The organism is Kitasatospora sp. NPDC004614 (assembly GCF_042873675.1).
In the GTDB taxonomy this organism is placed as follows: domain Bacteria; phylum Actinomycetota; class Actinomycetes; order Streptomycetales; family Streptomycetaceae; genus Kitasatospora.
Genome location: NZ_JBIALR010000004.1, coordinates 133069 through 152411, shown reverse-complemented (window position 1 = coordinate 152411; position 19343 = coordinate 133069). Strand labels below are relative to the sequence as shown.

Sequence of the window (19343 nt, the reverse complement as noted above, 5' to 3'; positions counted from 1 at the left end):
TCCACCGGCGACGGCGTTCACCTGACCGCCCAGGGCGAGGACGGGACGTACGCGGCAGGCGAGTCGGCCGTCAAGGCGACCACCGCCGGCGGACCGGTCGACCTGGTCGGCTTCGGCGGCCCCGGGGTGTACGTGACGCGCAACCTGTTCCGCCACTTCCGCACCCGTCAGGGCCTGTCCGGTGGGCAGCGCCGCCGCCCACCGGTAGCCACCGCCGGCGTCACACGAGTTGCGCGACCCCGCCGTAGCAGCCCGCCTGCGCGTCCGTGACGGCCGCGTCCCCGGCGCCGTCGGGGCGCCACCGGGGGCTGGCGACGACGCCCGGCGTGAGCAGCCGCCAGTCCTGGAACAGCCCGACGATCTCCGCCTGGGTGCGGGCCTGCAGGTCGGTGCCGGAGCTGCGGTAGACGTTCTCCATCCGGGCGGTGGCCTCGGGGTCGAAGTCTGCGGTGAAGTGGCTGATGACCAGGTAACTCCCCCGTGCGAGACGCGAGATGAACGACTCGACCACATCGGTGGCACTCTCGCCCGGCCGGTCCGCGACGAAGTGCAGCAGCGCGACCATGCTGAGCGCGACGGGGCGCTCCAGGTCCAGCGTGTCGGCGGCGGCCTCGAGTATCGCCCCGGCGTCCCGGACGTCGCCCTGAACGTACGCGGTGCGCCCCTCGGGGGTGCCCTCCAGCAGCGCCTCGGCATGCGTCAGGACGATCGGGTCGTTGTCCGCGTAGACCACCCGGGCGGCGGCGTTGACGCCCTGGGCGACCTCGTGCAGGTTGGGCGAGGTCGGGATGCCGGTGCCGATGTCCAGGAACTGGTCGATGCCGAGTTCGGCGATGGTCCTGGTGGCGCGGCGCATGAACGCCCGGTTGGCGCCCGCGGCGAGCCGGGCGTTGGGGAAGGCGTCGAGCGCCCGGCCGGCGGCCTCCCGGTCGGCGGGGAAGTTCGTCACACCGCCGAGGTAGTAGTCGTACATTCGGGCCGAATGGGCCTGGTGGATGTTCAGATTGATGCCGATCTGCGGCGTCTGGTGAGCGGTTTCGTCAGCCATCGCGCGTCCCCCCTGGTCGCTGAGTCTTCGTCAGCGCTCGGGTGACGCGGCAGGACGCGCCACCCAGCGCGGAACTCATAAGATCATGCCCATGGAACAGCCGGGCAACCGGCCAGGTCGCGCCCTGCCGACTGCATGCCCACCCCGGCCCCGGCCAACCCCCACCGAGGCCGAACGACCGGGTACGACCCATGTCGAGCCCCCAAGTGGCCGCCCGGCTTTCACTTCTGTGCCCCTGATGTTCGTGGAGTTCCGTTTTCACCACAGGGATCCCGATACGCTGAAATGGTGGTGTGAGGGGAGCGACAATCCCCTCGTCGAGGCATCGGCGTCTGGCGCGAAGGGGGCGCGGGCCACGATCCGATCGGCGCGGGAGAGACTCTCCCGCTGGGAGGGGTGACGGTGGACCCGGAGTTCGGATTGGCGGTACCGCAACGGCGCGATCAGCTGACCTTCGACGCGTTCTGCGAGACCCACGAACAGGCGTGGCTCGGTGCCGCGCGGGCCTGCCGACTGTCCGACGAGCAGGCCCATGCGGTGGTCGACGCGGTACGCGACTGGCTGTGGGGCGACTGGCAGATGCTGCTGCGCGAGGCGGCCCCCGCGGCCTCCGCATGGAAGGTACTGAAGGACGAGATCGCCAAGGCGGGCCTGGCGGCGACGGCCACCGGCGACGAGCACTGGCCCCACGACCAGTGGCGGGTGGCCATACGCACGGCCATGCACCGCATGCGGATGGAGTTCACCCCGGACGTGCACGGCACCTACGAGGCGATCCTGTCACTGCCCGAGCGCCAGCAGGACGTGATCATCCTCCGCTACGCTCTCGATCTCCGGGACGAAACGGTCGCGGAGTACCTGGGCTCGACGGTGGGGACGGTGCGCTCCAACGCCCGCCACGCCGAGGACCGCCTCAAGGAGAAGCTCGCCCGGAGGAACGCGTGAGTGGTAGATCCGCGGCAACCGAAGTGATGCTGGAACGCAGCCGGGGAGCCGCCCCGGCGCCGCTGCGCCTGGCACACCGTCAGGCCCGGCACGAGCTCGGCATGCTGTGCTCGCTGATCCTCGCCAACCCGGCGGCGGCGAGTTCGCTGGCCAAGCTCGTCGACAGCGAGGTCGAACGCCCGGACGGCGCACTGGTCCTGGGCGTCCTGCTGAACCTCGCCGACTACGAGGAGGGTGCCCGCTTCTGGTGGGAGTTCGCGGCCGGCGGCGGCAGCCACCTCGCCGCCTCCTGCCTGTGGTTCCTGCACCAGTCGCGCGGCGAGCCCACGGACGCCAACTTCTGGCGCCTCCAGGCCGAGGCCCTGGCCGAACTCCCGCAACCCGACTGGCGGTTGACCTCCTCCGACCGCCCCCTGGTGTCCCGCAGCGTCCGCGCCGAGATACTCGCTCTCTGCAAGCAGGGCATGTCCCCGCGCCTCCCCCCGCGCCTGGCCGCCGTCCTCAAGTCCCTCCCGGTGGAGGACGACAACGGCGACTGGCCCGAAATCCCGCACTGGAGCCCCGACGTCGTCCACCACCTGCGCGCCGCCGCCGACGACGCCCCCCGCTGACCAGTCGGTCAGGAACGGGTGACGTCCTCGGCGATGCCCGCCAGGACCGCCTCGATGCCGGTGCGGAGGGCTGTGAGACGGGCGCCGACGATCGCCTCCTCCTGGTCCGGGTTGGCCTCGATGAAGGCGTGCAGCGGAGTGCGCAGGTTGCCCATCCGCATGCCGTGCCGCACCCGGGTGCCGTCGCCCTCGGGGGTCAGCTCGTAGTACCAGCGGGCGAACGCGTCACCCTGGGCGGTGCCGATCTCCGGCAGGACCGACCAGCCGAAGCGCTCGTTCGGAGTGAATTCGGTGATCCGGTTGACCACCTGCCACTCGTACCCGTCCGGCCGGGCATTGTGCCCGGCGAAGTGGGCACCCACGGCGGGCCCGTCCGCGTCCTGGAGCCACTCGGTGCGCTGGAGTTCCGGGCTGAAGCGGGGGGAGGTGGAGATGTCCGCCACCAGCTCCCAGACCCGCTCCGGCGGGGCGGGAATCGTCGCCTCGACCACCACGGCGAATTCGTCGGAGAGTCGCACGGTTGCCTCATTCCTGTTCACGTCGACCGGCCCGGCTCCCGCCGGGGCCCTGCTCCCGCAAGGGTGTCATGTACCGTCCGAGCCGCGGGCGTTGGGGCGCGATCGGGCTCGACCTAAGGTCTGCTAAGCCCGGGGAGCGGTTCAGCTCGGGTGACGTCCCGCACGTCGCGGCGCTCGGCATAGACACGATCAATGGCTTCCATGGACGGCAACTCTTGGACGCTATGCGCGCTGGTCATGCATGGTGGATCTCACCAGCCCACAAGGGTCGATCGCCACCGAGAGGAGTGACCCATGCAGAACCTCACCGAGGGCGTCGCCCGCTTCCAGAGGGACGTCTTCCCGGCCAAGGCGGAGCTCTTCGCCCACCTCGCCACCCACCACACCCCCGACACGCTGTTCATCAGCTGCTCCGACGCCCGCGTCGTCCCCGAACTGATCACCGGCACCGAGCCCGGCGACCTCTTCGTCATCCGCACCGCCGGCAACCTCGTCCCCGCCTACACCCCAGAAGCCGACGGCATCTCCGCCAGCATCGAATACGCGGTGGCCGCCCTGAACGTGAAGGACATCATCGTCTGCGGTCACTCCGCCTGCGGCGCCATGACCGCCCTCGCCGAAGGCCACGACCTCACCGCCGCCCCCGCCGTCGCCTCCTGGCTCCGCCACGCCGACGCCTCGATCGCCCGCACCACCAAGGCCGGCGACGTCGACGCCCTGGTCCGCGAGAACGTCCGCGCCCAACTCGCCAACCTCGCCACCCACCCCTCCGTCGCCAAGACCCTCGCCGCCGGCACCGTCACCCTCCACGGCTGGGTCTACGACATCCCCACCGGCAACGTCGACGACCTGACCGCCCCCACCACCGCCGCCGCGGCCTGAGAACCGAGGAACCCACCGTGGACTTCGCCCAGCGCACCATCGACATCGCCCGCCAGAACGTCATCGGGGGCGGCCGCCCCTTCGCCACCGTCATCGTCAAGGACGGCGAAATCCTCGCCGAAAGCCCCAACCTGGTCGCCCAGACCGGCGACCCGACCGCCCACGCCGAGATCCTCGCCATCCGCGACGCCTGCACCAAGCTCGGCACCGAACACCTCACCGGCACCACCATCTACGTCCTCGCCCACCCCTGCCCCATGTGTCTCGGCTCCCTCTACTACTGCTCCCCGGACGAGGTCGTCTTCCTCACCACCCGCGACGCCTACGAGCCCCACTACGTCGACGACCGCAAGTACTTCGAACTCGACACCTTCTACAGCGAGTTCGCCAAGCCCTGGCAGGAGCGCCGCCTCCCCATGCGCCACGACGACCGCGCAGACGCCGTCGACGTCTACCGCCTCTGGCAGCAGCGCAACGGCGGCGAACGCCACGTCGCCGGCGTCCCCACCGCCGAATAACCGACGCGATCGGGACCCCCACCCGCCCCCACCCATCGGACGAACACACAGCCCGGCGCAGGCCACCGGGAGCGCCCGGCCGGACCGAGCCGGGCGGCACCCCCACAGCCCTCGCGGCAGCAGGTCAGCGGCAGCGGGCCGGGTCCACCACACTCGTCAACTCCGTCCCCTTCAGCAACATTTGACCTCCCCCTCCCCGCCGATCGCGCCTTCGATACGGTGACGACCATGACCGACACCTTCGCCCCGCCCGCCGACGCCGCCGACGCGATCGCAGAACGGGCCGTCCACCTGCGCCTCGAGGCACACCGCGCCTCGCACGCCGCCGCCGAGTGGGGCGGCAACTACAACTTCCAGGCGGACATGGCCCATCACCTCAAGGCCGCGCAGGACGACGTCTTCCTGGAATGCCTCAGCCAGGTCCTGGGCACCGACGAGCCCGCCGCCGAGGCCTACATCGCGGGCTGGGCCACGAGGAACGGAATCGACCCGGACCCGGCAACCGTCCGCATCCAGGACATGCCGACCGCCAGCCAACTCTTCATCCAGCGCGCCGAAGCAGAAATCCTGGCCACCCTCCGCGAAGCAGGCACCGCCGGGCTCCCCAAGAAAACCCTGCTGCCCATGCTCGCCAAGCTCGGGTGGCGCGAGGAGGAGACGTGGATCAAGCGAACCCTCAACGCGGGCACCATGGTTGAACGCCAACGCGGGCGCAGCACCGTCTACGTCCACAGCGCCGCCACGGCTCCCCATCCCGAAGGACCGGCCGAACCGACGCCGTGACCAATCGGCGCCCAATCGCTGCACCCGAGTCCACAACAGGCGTCCCCGCAGGTTGAACTCGACCACCACCGGCACGCCGTTCTCGTCCAGCCCCAGCGAGTCCACCCGCCCCCGGTGCCACGGCCCGGTCCGGTACTCCGACGCCAGGAACCGGATCCCCAGCATCCGCTCCATCCCGGCCTCCACCCGCCGCTGCAGTTCCACCTCCAACGCCACCGTCGAGCCCCGCAGCTCCACGTCCCGTCCGTCCGCCCCAAGCCGGAACACCTTCAAGTCGCTCACCCAGCGGCCCCCGTCGCACGAGCATGCGAAGAGATCAATCAAAGAACCGCAGTCCCGAATTCCGCTTCGGACTGTGGTTCGAGAGAGAACGACCAACTCACCTGGAAGGATGGTGATGACGGAAGCCAATGACTTCTTCGGCAACGGCAAGCTTCGCAGGGCTCCTCATCCAAGCCGGCAGCGTGTCCGGCTCGCCCGGTGCAGCGAAACTGCCGCTCAGGACGTGGCGCCGGAGCGAATGGCTGCAAGCATCGAGAGGACTCTCGCCGCCGATTGAGAGCCGGCGACCCTCGCCCAGGGCGAGTGCCAGGCCGTCGGTCTCCTCCTCGCCCACTTTGCCGACACCCACGGGCGCCAACGGACCGTACAGCCGCTGGCCGACCAACTGAACGGACGTTGACTGCCGTGGGGCGGGGCGGCGACCCTCAAGTCGCCACGTCACTGACGAGAGCTCAGCTTCGATCGCATCGGCAATACCAGCGATACTGGTCCGTGCGGCAAACCCGACGCGATTGAGGGCACCTCGCTGCACACCATCAAACAGGCTGGCGACCAACCCCCGCTTGCGCGGGGAATTCACCCGAGGGCCGTGTCCCGCTCGGCAAAGAGGGGGATCACCCCCGCACTTGCGGGGCGAGCCAATACTAGAGCAAGCCTCTCTGCCGAGCAGTGACACGGAAGACGCCCCAAAGAGAACCTGCGGAAGGCACTGACGCCGCCCGCGAACATTCACGCAGGTACGCCGCTGTGCAGGCATAGATCATGCCCTCGAATTGCTGATGAATCACTTCCGGGAGTCAGGGCGGCATACGCTGGGGGCGCTGCTCATCAGCCCGACGAGTTTCGGTCAGGAGTGATCAAGGATGATCCCCGGAAGGTTCACTCTTCCGTGAGCACCCTGAGACGAAGGGCCGCCCTCGCCGGAAACTTGTGCGACCCTCCGCCCACAGGGGTACTACCTGCCAGGATCAGCCAAGATAGCGCTCCAGCTTCTCGACTGCGCCCAGCATGTAGTAGGCAACGGCCAGTACCGTCTTCACTCGCGGCAGCACGGCCATCGCCATCCTGATGAATCGCCGCTGGTTGCCCATCGACGGCCCCTTTCTCGGCAGCTCCGCCCGCCTGATTGGCGGGCGGAGACATCTCTTCCTGCCGGTATCCACCGAGGGAGCAGGGCGAGTTTATAAACATCGACCCGATGGCCTTTCGTTCGATTATCTGAGCGCCGACCAGGCTTGATCGAGGCGAAACCATACGGGATCTCCTTCTGATTTCCTGCGATCGTTCTTGATCACTTCTCGATCGCTTTCATTGACCACTCGCCGCCTGTCAGTCGGGCCTGATACCTCCTAGGCCATGAGTAATTTTTCGGGGCCTCTGCCGTCCGGCGGGATCGACGGTGTGCTGTGGGGAAAGCACGCGGGTCTGGGCGAGGCCTATCCGGTGATCTGTCACCTGCTGGACACCGCTGCGACAGCGGGCGCGTTGTGGGACAGCGTTCTGGGCGAGAGTCTGCGGGGACGCCTGGCCGAGGTGCTCGGGGTTGAGGGCGACCAGGCGCGGCGGCTGGTGATGGTCTGGGCTGGGCTCCACGACCTTGGAAAGATCACTCCGTCCTTTCAGGCCCTGGTGGAGACCGAGTTCGCGAAGTTGGACGAGGGCCGGTACGCGGAGCCGTCGCAGCCTGTGTCGCTGCGTCACGAGGCCGCGACGCACTGGGCCCTGGTGGAGGCGTTCGAGGAGTGGGGGTATCCGGCAGGCGGGCGTCGGGTGCGGTCGTGGCCGGCGCATCAGGTTGCGCAACTGCTGGGTGGTCATCACGGATGCTTCGGACGGGCGTTGCGGCAGAAGGAAGTGGCGAACCCGGAGGCGTACCTGCCCGGATTGGGGACTGCGGCGGGGTGGCGGGAGCAACGACTCGCGCATGCGGAGGCGGTGCGGCGGGTCGTGGGTGGGGACGCGGTGCCGGCGGGAGGGTTGCCGGGGTGGGCCGCGGTGGTGGTGATCGGCTTGGTGGTCGTCGCGGATTGGCTTGCGAGCCAGGTGGAGGTGATCGAGGGGCGTATTCCGGGGCCGAAGTGGATTGCTGACAATCAGTCGCTTCAAGGGCACTTTGAAGCGGCGTGCGGCTCGGCGCCGGTGTGGGTGCGGGGTGCGGGTCTGGGACGGGCGGGCTTCCCGATCCAGGCGTTTGAGGGGATGTTCGACTTCGGCGCGAATGGCCTGCAGGCGAGTCTGGGGCGCGAGTTGCCTCCTCTGGTGACGGGGCCGGGCCTGGTGCTGGTGACGGCGCCGACCGGGGAAGGGAAAACCGAGGCGGCGCTGTTCGCCGCGTCAGTGCTGGCGCGGGAGTCGGGGGCGGGTGGGCTGTTCTTCGCTTTGCCGACCATGGCGACAGCGGACGCGATGTTTGAACGGGTACGGAAGTTCGCCGAGTCGAATGTGTCCGGTTCCAAGGCGCTGGCTCTGCTGCATGCGATGGCGTGGCTCAGCCCGGCGTACGAACCGGCGGAGTCCGTGTCGAACAGCGGGTCGGCCGAGCGGCCCGGTCCGAGCGGGCCCGACAAGGGATTCTCGGCAACCCGGGGAACGGAGACGGAAGCGGCGCGGTGGTTGAGGACTGCGCGGCGCGGTCTGTTGGCTCCGCTGGCGGCGGGGACGATCGATCAGGCGCTGTCCGGGGTGCTGCCGGTGCGGTACGCGTTCCTGCGGTTGTTCGGCTTGGCGAACAAGGTGCTGGTGGTGGACGAGGCTCACGCGTACGGGCCGTGGATGCACAGTCTGCTGGTGCGGCTGCTGGAGTGGATGGGCGCGCTGCGGGCTCCGGTGGTGCTGTTGTCGGCGACGTTGACGGGGCGTTCGGCGTCGTCGCTGGTGGCGGCCTATCGGCGCGGAGCGGGCTTCACGGACCGGGCGGTGATCGAGCCGTGTTATCCGGGCTGGTTGTTCGTGGATGCGGCCACCGGCAAGGTGAGCGAGCCGAGGCTCGTGAAGAGCGACCGCGAGCGGGAGCTGGCGGTGGAGCGCCGGCCGGTGCGGTGGGACGTGCGGGAGACCGGGGTGCCGGCGCCGGGAACGCGGCGGGCCGCGCTGGCGGAGTTGGTGGCGCCGGTGGTGGACGGCGGTGGGTGCGTGCTGGTGTGCTGCACCACCGTCGAGGAGGCACAGCGGACGTTCCTGTTCCTCCGGGAGGAGTTTCCGGTGCTGGCGGACCGCGTGGGCGGTCTGCGGCTGCTGCACTCGCGGTTCCCGGTGTTCGAGCGGGAGCGGATCTCGCGGGAGTGCGAGGAGGCGTTCGGAAAGGCTTCGGCGGCGGGTGTGCGGCGCGCGTCGGTTCTGGTGGCGACGCAGGTGGTGGAGCAGTCGCTGGATCTGGACTTCGACCTGGTGGTGTCGGACCTGGCACCGCTGGCGCAGTTGTTGCAGCGGGCCGGGCGTGGGTGGCGGCACGAGCGGGACGGCCGTCCGGGGTGGGCGGGCGCGGGGCCGCGGTTGGTGGTGCTGGAGCCGTCGGGCGAGCGGGGCGGGGTGCGGGTGCCCGGGTCGTGGGGTGCGGTGTACGACCCGGCGTTGCTGATGCGGACGAGCACGTTGCTGGCCGGGCTCGGTGGCCGTGCGGTGTCGGTGCCCGGCGACGTGCAGGGGTTGGTCGACGCGGTGTACGAGGAGGACTTCGGGCGTCACCTGGAGGAGGCGGCGCGTCGGGACTTCGAACAGTGGGATGTGCGGCGTGCGGCCGGGGAGTTGGCGGAGGCCCAGCTTGCGGACCTGGTGCGGATTCCTGCCCCGGGGGATGTGGACGGCGACTGGTCGGTGCTGACGGATGCTCCCGAGGGCGTGTCGGAGGAGTTGCTGGCGACGCGTCTGGGCGCGGACACGGCGCGGGTGGTGTGCGTGTACGCGCGGCCGGAGGGTGGGGTGAGCCTGGATGCGGCGGGGATGGTGCGGGTTCCTGGCTGGTCGCGTGGGGAGCGTGTCGGCCCGGCGGGAGTTGCGGAGGTGATGCGGTATTCGGTTCCGCTGCCCGCCGGTTGGGTGCGGGGGGAATCGGAGGGCGATCGCCTTGCGGAGCGGTGGAGGGATGTGCCGGCGCTCAAGGACGTCCGGGTCCTGCTGCTGCGCGCCGACGCCGAGGGCCGGTGGGTGGGCCGGATCGGCGGTCGGCGGCTGCAGTTGTCCGAGGTCGGCGTGACGTGCGACTGGACGATCAATATCGCCAGGACGGACCGGACGGCCGCCACGGACGTCCAAGGCGCTCACCGGCCGGCCCCAGCAGCACCGCAGAAACCGTTGGCGAAGCAGCAGTTGGGGCGGCAGACAGTGGCATTCGATGCGCCCGCGACGTTCAACCTGTTCGACGAGCCGTGGATTCCGGTGCGGTGGCTCCCGGACCTTCCCGACCGTGAAGGGCAGCCGGCGATGTTCGGCCTGCGCCAACTGCTGGCCGAAGCCCACAGGATCGAGCGCATCACGGTCGGCCTGCCGCCGGCCCTGTCGGCCCTCTACCGGGTGCTGTACGCGATCACGGCGCGGGTGACCGGCCTGGACGAACGCGGTCCCGGTGTGTGGGGCGCGCGGCGCGAGCAGGTGCAGGACCGGGGCCGGTTCGATCCGGCGGCAATCGCGGCGTACGCGGACCGGTACTGGCATCGGTTCAATGTGTTCGACCCTGTGCGGCCGTTCCTCCAGGACCCGCGCCTGGCCCAGCAGTGCGACCCGGCCAACACCGCCGGGGTGGACAAGCTGGTCTCGACACGGCCGTCGGGCAACAACCACGCCTGGTTCGAGCACGTCGCTGCCGGTTCGCCGGTGCTGCCGGACACGGCGGAGGCGGTGCTGCACCTGCTGGTCTGGCACTACTACGGGCCGTCGGGCCGGTGTTCGACCCGCACTGTCGGAGCGGTGAAGGCGGCGGACGCGAAGGCCGGGCCGTTGCGCAGCACGCTGTCCTACCACCCGGAGGGGCAGAACCTGTTCGAGACGCTGCTGGCGGGTCTGCCCGAGCCCGGCGGTCAGGTGCGCCGGGACGAGGACCAATGCCCCTGGGAGCAGGTGGAGTTGAACGACCCGCTGGGCGTGCCGACGCAGCTCCGAGGCCCATGTGCGGCCTTGACGGGCCGTTCGCAGCACGCGTTGCTGCTGGTACCGGACGGCGACGGGCAACGAGTGCGGGACGCGTTCATCACGTGGGCATGGCGGGAGAAGGTGCCTCGGGACGGCGACCCCTACCTGATCTGGCAGCTGTCGAAAGAGAACAACGCCTATCCGCGGCAGGCCGATTCGGGGCGGGCGCTGTGGCGGGACGTAGACGCGCTGCTGCTGAGCGAGCTGCCCGGCGACAGCCGGCCCCGCCGTCCGGAGGTGTTCCGGACGGCGCCGGAGGTGTCGGAGTGGCTGACGGTGCGGGCGCTGGGGTTCGAACAGGACGGCCAGGCGAAGGACGTGCAGTTCGTCGATGCCTCGACGCCGCCTGTGCTGGGCCTGTCGGAGCGCGTCGACCCGGCGTCGGCTGCCCTGGTGAGCAGGCTCCGGGCCACCGGCGAGCTGTACGGGCGGCGGTTGGAGCGGGCGGTGAAGCAGGCGTGGCAGCAGTTCACCGACGCGCCGAAGCTGCGGGACTGCACATGGGCGGCTGATGCGGGGGCGCGGTACTGGCCGGCGGCGGAGGCGGAGTTCTGGGCGCGGTTCAGGCGACGGGACTTCGACGGCGCGGGGACGGTGTTCCGTCGCCTCGCGGAGAACGCGTTCGACGCGGTGACCGCGCGCGCCGCGGTGTCGGTACGGGGTGCGCGGGCCTGCGAGGCGGCGCGGTTCGAGTTGTACGGCGGCAAGCGCAAGGGCGCGGCCCGCCGGGACGCGAAGAAGGTGATGGCGAAGTGACGACTGAAGCGGCGGCGGCCGAGCAGGCACCGCAGGCGCGGACCGACCGCATCCCCCAGCAGGCGGGCAGCGCACGCCCGACCGGCCCGGAGGCGTTCACCCGCTGGGTGGAGCAACGCTGCGCGGCGGACCCGGGAGTGCGGGCGGCGCTGCGACGAGGCGCGGGCAAGCCGCTGGACCAGGTGCCGTCGATGCACCGGTTCGTGGCGCGCTGGCTGCCGACCGGCGCGAGCGAGGACGTGCAGCGGGCGTACTGCGCGGTGGCGGCGGTGATCGCCGCGCAGCGCCGCAGCCAGTACGTCGTGGCCGGCGCGGAGGATGCCGAGAGTCCCAGGACGAACCGGCCGGCGCGGTGGAGCTTGGGCCGATCGTTCGCGGAAGCGGTGGAGTCCGGGGGGATTCGCGAGGCCTCGGCGGAGGCGCGGTTGAACCTGCTGTCCCGGCAGAGCGTGGACGGTCTGCACCGCCATCTGCCGGGGGTGGTGCGGCAGTTGCGCGAGGCGGGAGTGCGGGTGGACTGGTCGCCGCTGCTGGTGGACCTGTGCCGGTGGCGCCGGCGCGGGGGTGAGGTGAAGCGGCTCTGGCTGCAGGACTTCTACCGCGCCCGGCATCGCGCGGGATTGCAGGCCGCCATGGAGGCCGACGACACGGGCGGCGACGTCCAGCAGTAAGACTGCGGGCACCGCGGTGCCCGCAACGGTTCGGGCTGACGAACCTTCAGATCGATGACGAGCAGCGAGGAAGAGAGCATGATGTCGAAGGCTGATGCGGGTGCACGCTTCGTGGACGTGCACGTGGTGCAGAGCGTGCCGTTCGCGAACCTGAACCGCGACGACAACAACTCCGTGAAGACCGTCGCCTACGGTGGCACGGAGCGGACCCGGGTGAGCAGCCAGTCGTGGAAGCGGGCGGCACGCACGTACTTCCAGCAGGCGCTGGGCGAGGCGGCGTTGCGGACGCGCCGGATCGGTGAGCGGGTGGCGCGGGTGCTGGAGGAGGACCGGGGCTGGCCGGCCGCGCTGGCGGCACGGGCCGGGCAGCACGTGGCGGCGGGTAGCAGCATCAAGTTCGAGGTGGACGGCGAGAGTTCGGCGGTGACGACGAACGCGATGGTGTACGTGCCGGGCAGCGCGGTCGCGGAACTCGCCGACCTGGCCGAGGAGTTCCGTGTGGAACTAGAAGCGGCGAAGGCCATCCGGAAGTCTGGCGACAAGAGCGTCCTGCCCAAGGACCGGGTGGATGCGGTACTGCGCTCGCGCAACGGCGTGATCAACCTGTTCGGGCGGATGCTGGCGGAGGTCGACGACGCGGGCGTGGACGGGGCAGTTCAGGTCGCACACGCCCTGACCACTCACGGCACGGACATCGAGCTGGACTACTTTTCGGCCGTCGATGACGTGAGCGACGTGTGGGGCGACAGCACCGGCAGCGCGCACATGGGGCACGCCGAGTTCTCCGCCGGCGTGTTCTACCGGTTCGCGACGATCGACCTGCAGGAACTGGCCCGCAACCTGGGCGGGGACGTGGCGGCGGCACGCGAGTTGGCGGCCGGCTTCGCAGAAGCCTTCGTGCTCTCACTCCCGCAGGCGAAGAAGACGGCCACCGCGCCGCACACCATCCCCGACCTGGTACACGTGGCGGTGCGCTCGGACCGGCCGCTGTCGTTCGCCGCCGCGTTCGAGAAGCCGGTACGCGCCTCGCAGGAAGGTGGCTACTCCGGCCCCTCGCGCCTCGCGCTGGCCGACTACGCGGCGGCCGCGAACACGCTGCTGGGCGGGCGCGGGATCGTGTGGTCCGCCTGGGCGGGCGTGGACGCGAAGAGCCCCGAGGGCCTGGGCCGCCGGGCCGGGTCCTTCCCGGAGCTGATCGACGGCGCCATCGCCGTCGCATACCCCGAGGCGCAGGCGTGAGCGGTGAGGCGGGGCTGCTGCTGAGGCTGGCCGGGCCACTGCAGTCGTGGGGCGAGCGCAGCAAGTTCAACGAGCGCGACACCGCACCGTTCCCCACCCGCTCCGGGGTGATCGGCCTGCTGGCGTGCGCGCTCGGCCGCCCGCGCGACGCCGGTATCACCGACCTGGCCCGGCTGTCGCTGACCGTCCGGGCCGACCGTCCCGGCACGGTACTGCGCGACCTGCACACCGTCGGCGGCGGCCTGCCCGCCCGGCACACCGTCACCACCGCCGACGGCAAGAAGCGCCCGGCCGCCGCGGCGACACTGCTCTCCCACCGCTACTACCTGGCGGACGCGGTGTTCACCGCCGCCCTGACCGGACCCGCGAGCGTCCTCGCCGAGTGCGCCGACGCGCTGCGCCGCCCGGTGTGGCCGCCGTACCTCGGCCGACGCTCCTGCCCGCCCGAAGGACCGCTGCTGCTCGGCGAGTTCGACGACGTCCTGCACCACCTGGTGAACCTGCCACTCGCCCGCGTCCACCGCGGCCCGGCCGGGACCGTGCCCGTGGTCTTCCACGGCGACCGGCCCTTGACCGCCCTCGGGCCCGGAGACGACGGGACCGCTCCGGTGGGGCAGGTCAACGACGACCCGCTGTCCTTCCACCCGCAGCGCCGTGCCCACCAGAGCCGCGCCCGCTATCAGCGCACCCTCCACCTTCCCGCCGAACAGTGCCACGGCCACTCGACCGGCTACCTCAAGGCCCTCGCCGCCTACCTCACTCCCCGTCCCGAAGGCTCCCCGGCATGACCCTGTGGCTGACCCGCATCATCCCCGACCAACGCCACCGCGACATCGGCGACGTTGTTGCCCTGCACCAGCGGATCATGGCGCTGTTCCCCGATGACGTCCCCAGCACCGAACCCCGCCGCCACCTCGGCATCCTCTTCCGCACCGAAACCGGCCCGGACGGCGAACGGATCCTCCTCCAGAGCAACCGCCAACCCGACCTCGCCCGACTCCCCACCGGCTACGGGCCCGCCGCCACCAAACCCCTCACCCCGCTCCTGGACGCCCTGCGCAAAGGACTGCCCGTCCGCTACCGCATCGCCGCCAACGCCGTCCGCAAGCCCGGCGCCACCACCCGCGCCCTCTACGACCTCCCACCTGTCGTGCCGCTCACCGGCACCCACGCCGACGAATGGTGGACCCGCCAGGCCGAAGCCTCCGGCCTCGCCCTCACCACCCTGCGCTCCACTCCCCTCGACGCCGCCACCGGCAACCGCCGCCGGGACCAGCGACGCATCCACCACGCCCGCACCCTCTTCGAAGGCACCGCCCACATCACCGACCCCGACCTCCTGCGCACCCGCATCCACGACGGCATCGGCCGTGGCAAGGCCCACGGCTGCGGGCTGCTCAGCATCGCTCCGCACCGGGGGACCGCATGACCCCACCACGCCCACGCGCCGGCACGACTTCCGGGGCCCGCCGCAGACTTGCTGCACCCACCGTCGCGATGCTCCCGCGCATCGCCGACTCCCTGTCCTTCCTCTACCTGGACATCGTGCGCATCGTCCAGGACGACACCGGCGTCTGCGCCGAGATCACCACCGAACAGCGCGGCACCGAAACCGTCCACCTGCCCACCGCCGCCCTCAGCTGCGTCCTGCTTGGACCCGGCACCTCCATCACCGCCCGCGCCCTGGCCACCTTCGCCCGCCACGGCACCACCGTCGTCATCGCCGGATCCGGCGGCGTCCGCTGCTACGCGGCGAGCCTGCCCGAATCCCTCAGCACCACCTGGCTCGAACGCCAGGCCCGCGCCTGGGCCGACGACCGCCGACGCCTCGACATCGCCGTCGCCATGTACCGCCAACGCTTCGGCGGAACCGACCTGCCCACCGACATCAACCTCGACAAACTCCGCGGCATGGAAGGCCAACGCGTCAAGGCCCACTACCGCCTCCTCGCCCAGCAACACCGCATCGGACGCTTCCGCCGCAACTACAACCCCGACTCCTGGGACACCCAGGACCCCGTCAACCTCGCCCTCTCCGCAGCCAACACCTGCCTCTACGGCATCGTCCACGCCGCCGTCCTCGCCCTCGGCTGCTCACCCGCCCTCGGGTTCGTCCACAGCGGCAACCAGCAGGCCTTCGTCTACGACATCGCCGACCTCTACAAAGCCGAACTCACCATCCCGCTCGCGTTCTCCCTCCACTCCTCCCCCGAACCGGAATCCGAAGCCCGCCGCAGCTTCCGCGACGGCCTGCGCCTGTTCAAACTCCTGCCCCGCATCGTCACCGACGTCCAACGCCTGCTCGCCCCCAACGCCGACATCACCGCCCCCGACCTCGACGAACAACTCGTCGACCTGTGGGACCCGGTCGTCGGGACAGTCGCCGGCGGCGTCAACTACGCGTCGGGGGACGCCTTGTGAGCACCCTGCCCCGCATCGCACCAGGCAAGGACCGGTCATGGCATCCCTGACCGTACTCTCCGTGACCGCCGTCCCCGATCATGTCCGAGGCGCCCTGACCAGATGGCTGCTCGAGGTCACCCCCCACCTCTACGTCGGCACCGTCTCCGCCAAGGTCCGCGAAGAACTCTGGACAGCCGTCACCGGCTGCGTCGCCGACGGCGTCGCCGTCCTCGTCCACCCGGCCCAGAACGAACAAGGCTTCAACCTCCGCACCGCCGGCCCACAACGCCGCCGCCCGATCGACATCGACGGCCTACTCCTGGTGGCCCGAACGAGGCCACCCGCACTCAATGGTCAAGAAACAGCAAAGCCCTAGAGAAAGGCCAGGTCCCGAAGGGTCCTCCCCGCGCGAGCGGGGGTCTACCGATCACGTGGGATGAGGCGGAGTTCACGATCGAGTCCTCCCCGCGCGAGCGGGGGTCTACCGGCGCACATGGAGTGGATGGACGCCAGCGACCGGTCCTCCCCGCGCGAGCGGGGGTCTACCGAGAGCACTCCGCGCGTGAACGGCATGCTCGAAGTCCTCCCCGCGCGAGCGGGGGTCTACCGACGCGGTAGCGCATCACCACCTCGTCGCCGAGGTCCTCCCCGCGCGAGCGGGGGTCTACCGTCCGGTCCAGGCCGGACCGAAGACCGCAGACCGTCCTCCCCGCGCGAGCGGGGGTCTACCGCAATCGAGATCCTGCGGACCACCAACCGGGCCGTCCTCCCCGCGCGAGCGGGGGTCTACCGCCGGGGCACTCCGGCTTGGGCTTGGGCTTGGGGTCCTCCCCGCGCGAGCGGGGGTCTACCGACTGAAGCCCCGCTTGGGGCGGTCGCCGTCACGTCCTCCCCGCGCGAGCGGGGGTCTACCAGTCATGGCCATGCCGCTGCGTCAGACCGTCCGGTCCTCCCCGCGCGAGCGGGGGTCTACCGTTGACGCTGGTCATGGAAGACGACGCCCAGCTGTCCTCCCCGCGCGAGCGGGGGTCTACCGGAACTGTCCCCGGTCGCGCAGCAGTACGTCGCGTCCTCCCCGCGCGAGCGGGGGTCTACCGGTCCGCAAGGCGGGCAACGCGGCAGCCGGCCTGTCCTCCCCGCGCGAGCGGGGGTCTACCGTCCCGGGACGAGTTCGAGGGCTGGACCGTGACGTCCTCCCCGCGCGAGCGGGGGTCTACCGGACGCTGGCGGCATCACCTTCCTCTGCTACCTGTCCTCCCCGCGCGAGCGGGGGTCTACCGGGATCCAGCGCGCGATGGGTGGTGTGGTCGGCGTCCTCCCCGCGCGAGCGGGGGTCTACCGCCCCCCGCGACCGGCAGGGCAACGTAATCGGTGTCCTCCCCGCGCGAGCGGGGGTCTGCCGGTGCTGCCCGACCCCGAGAACGCGGTGAAGGTGTCCTCCCCGCGCGAGCGGGGGTCTGCCGCGAGATGGCGGTGCGTCAGGCCGTAATGGTGGTCCTCCCCGCGCGAGCGGGGGTCTGCCGCCGGCTTCGGTCGACAGGCGCTCGGGGATGCGGTCCTCCCCGCGCGAGCGGGGGTCTGCCGAAGCCCGAGGGCCCGGAGGGCGAGGGCTGGCAGTCCTCCCCGCGCGAGCGGGGGTCTGCCGTAGGTGCGCAGCGGTTCGGCTGCGGTAGCGAGGTCCTCCCCGCGCGAGCGGGGGTCTGCCGCCCTCGGCGAGGAGTTGCCGGCCGGTCGGCACGTCCTCCCCGCGCGAGCGGGGGTCTGCCGCAGCGCGGTCTGGTGCTGCACGTCCAGGAGGGGTCCTCCCCGCGCGAGCGGGGGTCTGCCGATGGCCCAGTACTCGAAGATGGTGGGAAGTGAGTCCTCCCCGCGCGAGCGGGGGTCTGCCGCTCGCGCAGACGATCGAGGATGTGCAGGAGGAGTCCTCCCCGCGCGAGCGGGGGTCTGCCGACACAGCAGCACGACTCCGGCGGGCAGTTCGGGTCCTCCCCGCGCGAGCGGGGGTCTGCCGCTGCCGGTGTGACCTAAGAAACCGTCAGGGCCGTCCTCCCCGCGCGAGCGGGGGTCTGCCGATGGCGTTCATCGTGTCGTTGAACTTGTCCATGTCCTCCCCGCGCGAGCGGGGGTCTGCCGGAACTGGTACGCGCGCAGTCCGGTGCCGTCCAGTCCTCCCCGCGCGAGCGGGGGTCTGCCGCGGTCCCCGGCGATGGGCGCCGGCGGCAGTCCGTCCTCCCCGCGCGAGCGGGGGTCTGCCCGAACTTGGCGTCGGCGAGGATCGGGACGACGCGTCCTCCCCGCGCGAGCGGGGGTCTGCCGGAGGTCCAGCAGGAGCAGGAGGCGAACGCCCCGTCCTCCCCGCGCGAGCGGGGGTCTGCCGGACGGTTACCCGACGGGCATCAAGGGGCGCGGGTCCTCCCCGCGCGAGCGGGGGTCTGCCGGCGTCGGGGTACTCGGGTGCCGCCGGGTCCTCGTCCTCCCCGCGCGAGCGGGGGTCTGCCGTCCTGCGGGCAGCAGGTGATCCGGGCCCTCGTGTCCTCCCCGCGCGAGCGGGGGTCTGCCGCGGGCGTTCGGCTGGTTGAGGGTGCCGCCGTTGTCCTCCCCGCGCGAGCGGGGGTCTGCCGGGGCTCCAGCCGATCATCGCCGCGCTCGGTCCGTCCTCCCCGCGCGAGCGGGGGTCTGCCGGTCAACCCGGGCAGCACCGGCAACATCGGCGTGTCCTCCCCGCGCGAGCGGGGGTCTGCCGCTGATCAGCAGCCTGATCGACGGCATCAGAGCGTCCTCCCCGCGCGAGCGGGGGTCTGCCGACGGTCATCACGCGTCCGTCTCCGCTTCAGTAGTCCTCCCCGCGCGAGCGGGGGTCTGCCGCACCCATGGGCCCGTGCAGCACCGAGGGCTGCGTCCTCCCCGCGCGAGCGGGGGTCTGCCGGCTCGCTCCAGGGCGGGGAAAATGCCGGTCAGGTCCTCCCCGCGCGAGCGGGGGTCTGCCCGAAATGCCGTACGCCGGAAACCTGATTCGCAAGTCCTCCCCGCGCGAGCGGGGGTCTGCCGGGTGACGGCATCCACCGGCCCGGTTGCTCCCCGTCCTCCCCGCGCGAGCGGGGGTCTGCCGGACCCCGCCCGGACCGCATGGCCCGAAGCCGCGTCCTCCCCGCGCGAGCGGGGGTCTGCCGATGGCTGGTCGCATCATCGACGCCATGGGCCGGTCCTCCCCGCGCGAGCGGGGGTCTGCCGCCCGGGTGGGCAGCAACCGTGGTTGCTACCCAGTCCTCCCCGCGCGAGCGGGGGTCTGCCGTCGTAGAGGTAGATTTGCAGGTCGCCGCCACCGTCCTCCCCGCGCGAGCGGGGGTCTGCCGCCGTTCAGCACGTCCGGCTCGCTGCCGCCCCGGTCCTCCCCGCGCGAGCGGGGGTCTGCCGCGGCAGGGTCGGTCGCGAGGCGGGCGGCCTCCGTCCTCCCCGCGCGAGCGGGGGTCTGCCGGCATCCAGAGTGTGTGCGGAGGGTGTTCGTCCGTCCTCCCCGCGCGAGCGGGGGTCTGCCGCCGGCGGAACGCGAGCCGCGACGCGGG

The 19343-nt window shown here is 71.3% G+C and carries 15 protein-coding genes, 1 pseudogene and 1 CRISPR repeat array; of the genes and pseudogenes, 12 read left to right on the top strand and 4 right to left on the bottom strand.

Annotation, left to right across the window (positions count from 1 at the left end; translation table 11 throughout):
* Nucleotides 1–220: 220 nt before the first annotated feature.
* On the bottom strand, nt 221–1048 hold the full coding sequence (locus ACFYST_RS12870) for an SAM-dependent methyltransferase (protein WP_387861698.1): 828 nt from the start codon (nt 1046–1048) through the stop codon (nt 221–223).
* 402 nt (nt 1049–1450) lie between these two features.
* Between ACFYST_RS12870 and ACFYST_RS12865 the strand changes: the two genes are divergently transcribed.
* Nucleotides 1451–1993 (top strand): RNA polymerase sigma factor, encoded by a 543-nt coding sequence (locus ACFYST_RS12865; protein WP_387642857.1) that lies wholly within the window; start codon nt 1451–1453, stop codon nt 1991–1993.
* The gene (locus ACFYST_RS12860) at nt 1990–2604 is read left to right on the top strand and encodes a hypothetical protein (protein WP_387642858.1); all 615 of its coding nucleotides are present in this window, start codon (nt 1990–1992) and stop codon (nt 2602–2604) included. The genes ACFYST_RS12865 and ACFYST_RS12860 overlap by 4 nt, the downstream gene beginning before the upstream one ends.
* A gap of 8 nt (nt 2605–2612) precedes the next feature.
* Here the strand turns inward: ACFYST_RS12860 and ACFYST_RS12855 are convergent, their stop codons facing one another.
* Entirely contained in the window at nt 2613–3122 is a 510-nt protein-coding gene (locus tag ACFYST_RS12855) for an SRPBCC family protein (RefSeq protein ID WP_387861696.1), read from the bottom strand.
* 294 nt (nt 3123–3416) lie between these two features.
* Between ACFYST_RS12855 and ACFYST_RS12850 the strand changes: the two genes are divergently transcribed.
* From ACFYST_RS12850 to ACFYST_RS12840, 3 genes are all read left to right on the top strand, one after another.
* Nucleotides 3417–4004 carry a carbonic anhydrase gene (locus ACFYST_RS12850; protein WP_387642860.1) on the top strand — a complete coding sequence of 196 codons (588 nt, stop codon included), beginning with the start codon at nt 3417–3419 and terminating at the stop codon, nt 4002–4004.
* Nucleotides 4005–4021: 17 nt separating this feature from the next.
* Nucleotides 4022–4522 carry a nucleoside deaminase gene (locus ACFYST_RS12845; RefSeq protein ID WP_387861695.1) on the top strand — a complete coding sequence of 167 codons (501 nt, stop codon included), beginning with the start codon at nt 4022–4024 and terminating at the stop codon, nt 4520–4522.
* A 228-nt stretch (nt 4523–4750) separates the two neighbouring features.
* Nucleotides 4751–5305 carry a hypothetical protein gene (locus ACFYST_RS12840; protein ID WP_387861947.1) on the top strand — a complete coding sequence of 185 codons (555 nt, stop codon included), beginning with the start codon at nt 4751–4753 and terminating at the stop codon, nt 5303–5305.
* A 54-nt stretch (nt 5306–5359) separates the two neighbouring features.
* On the opposite strand, the pseudogene ACFYST_RS12835 reads toward ACFYST_RS12840, so the two are convergent.
* A pseudogene (locus tag ACFYST_RS12835) lies at nt 5360–5587 on the bottom strand (hypothetical protein); the annotation flags it as partial.
* A gap of 968 nt (nt 5588–6555) precedes the next feature.
* Nucleotides 6556–6678 carry a hypothetical protein gene (locus ACFYST_RS12830; protein ID WP_387861694.1) on the bottom strand — a complete coding sequence of 41 codons (123 nt, stop codon included), beginning with the start codon at nt 6676–6678 and terminating at the stop codon, nt 6556–6558.
* A gap of 265 nt (nt 6679–6943) precedes the next feature.
* Here ACFYST_RS12830 and casA point away from each other — a divergent pair, with 265 nt between their 5' ends.
* From casA to cas2e, 7 genes are all read left to right on the top strand, one after another.
* The gene (gene casA, locus ACFYST_RS12825) at nt 6944–11467 is read left to right on the top strand and encodes a type I-E CRISPR-associated protein Cse1/CasA (RefSeq protein WP_387861692.1); all 4524 of its coding nucleotides are present in this window, start codon (nt 6944–6946) and stop codon (nt 11465–11467) included.
* On the top strand, nt 11464–12138 hold the full coding sequence (gene casB, locus ACFYST_RS12820; RefSeq protein ID WP_387861690.1) for a type I-E CRISPR-associated protein Cse2/CasB: 675 nt from the start codon (nt 11464–11466) through the stop codon (nt 12136–12138). Before casA ends, casB begins: the two co-directional genes overlap by 4 nt.
* A 54-nt stretch (nt 12139–12192) precedes the next feature.
* Entirely contained in the window at nt 12193–13377 is a 1185-nt protein-coding gene (gene cas7e, locus ACFYST_RS12815; RefSeq protein ID WP_387861689.1) for a type I-E CRISPR-associated protein Cas7/Cse4/CasC, read from the top strand.
* The gene (gene cas5e / locus ACFYST_RS12810; protein WP_387861687.1) at nt 13374–14165 is read left to right on the top strand and encodes a type I-E CRISPR-associated protein Cas5/CasD; all 792 of its coding nucleotides are present in this window, start codon (nt 13374–13376) and stop codon (nt 14163–14165) included. The genes cas7e and cas5e overlap by 4 nt, the downstream gene beginning before the upstream one ends.
* Nucleotides 14162–14806: a type I-E CRISPR-associated protein Cas6/Cse3/CasE gene (cas6e, locus tag ACFYST_RS12805; RefSeq protein ID WP_387861686.1), complete on the top strand. Its 645-nt coding sequence runs from the start codon at nt 14162–14164 to the stop codon at nt 14804–14806. The genes cas5e and cas6e overlap by 4 nt, the downstream gene beginning before the upstream one ends.
* Before the next feature lie 68 nt (nt 14807–14874).
* Entirely contained in the window at nt 14875–15798 is a 924-nt protein-coding gene (gene cas1e, locus ACFYST_RS12800) for a type I-E CRISPR-associated endonuclease Cas1e (protein WP_387861684.1), read from the top strand.
* Nucleotides 15799–15835: 37 nt separating this feature from the next.
* Complete coding sequence (cas2e, locus tag ACFYST_RS12795) at nt 15836–16156, top strand: type I-E CRISPR-associated endoribonuclease Cas2e (RefSeq protein ID WP_387861682.1); 321 nt, start codon at nt 15836–15838, stop codon at nt 16154–16156.
* A gap of 21 nt (nt 16157–16177) precedes the next feature.
* A CRISPR array of direct repeats spans nt 16178–19316; the repeat unit is 29 nt; unit sequence GTCCTCCCCGCGCGAGCGGGGGTCTGCCG.
* Nucleotides 19317–19343 lie beyond the last annotated feature (27 nt).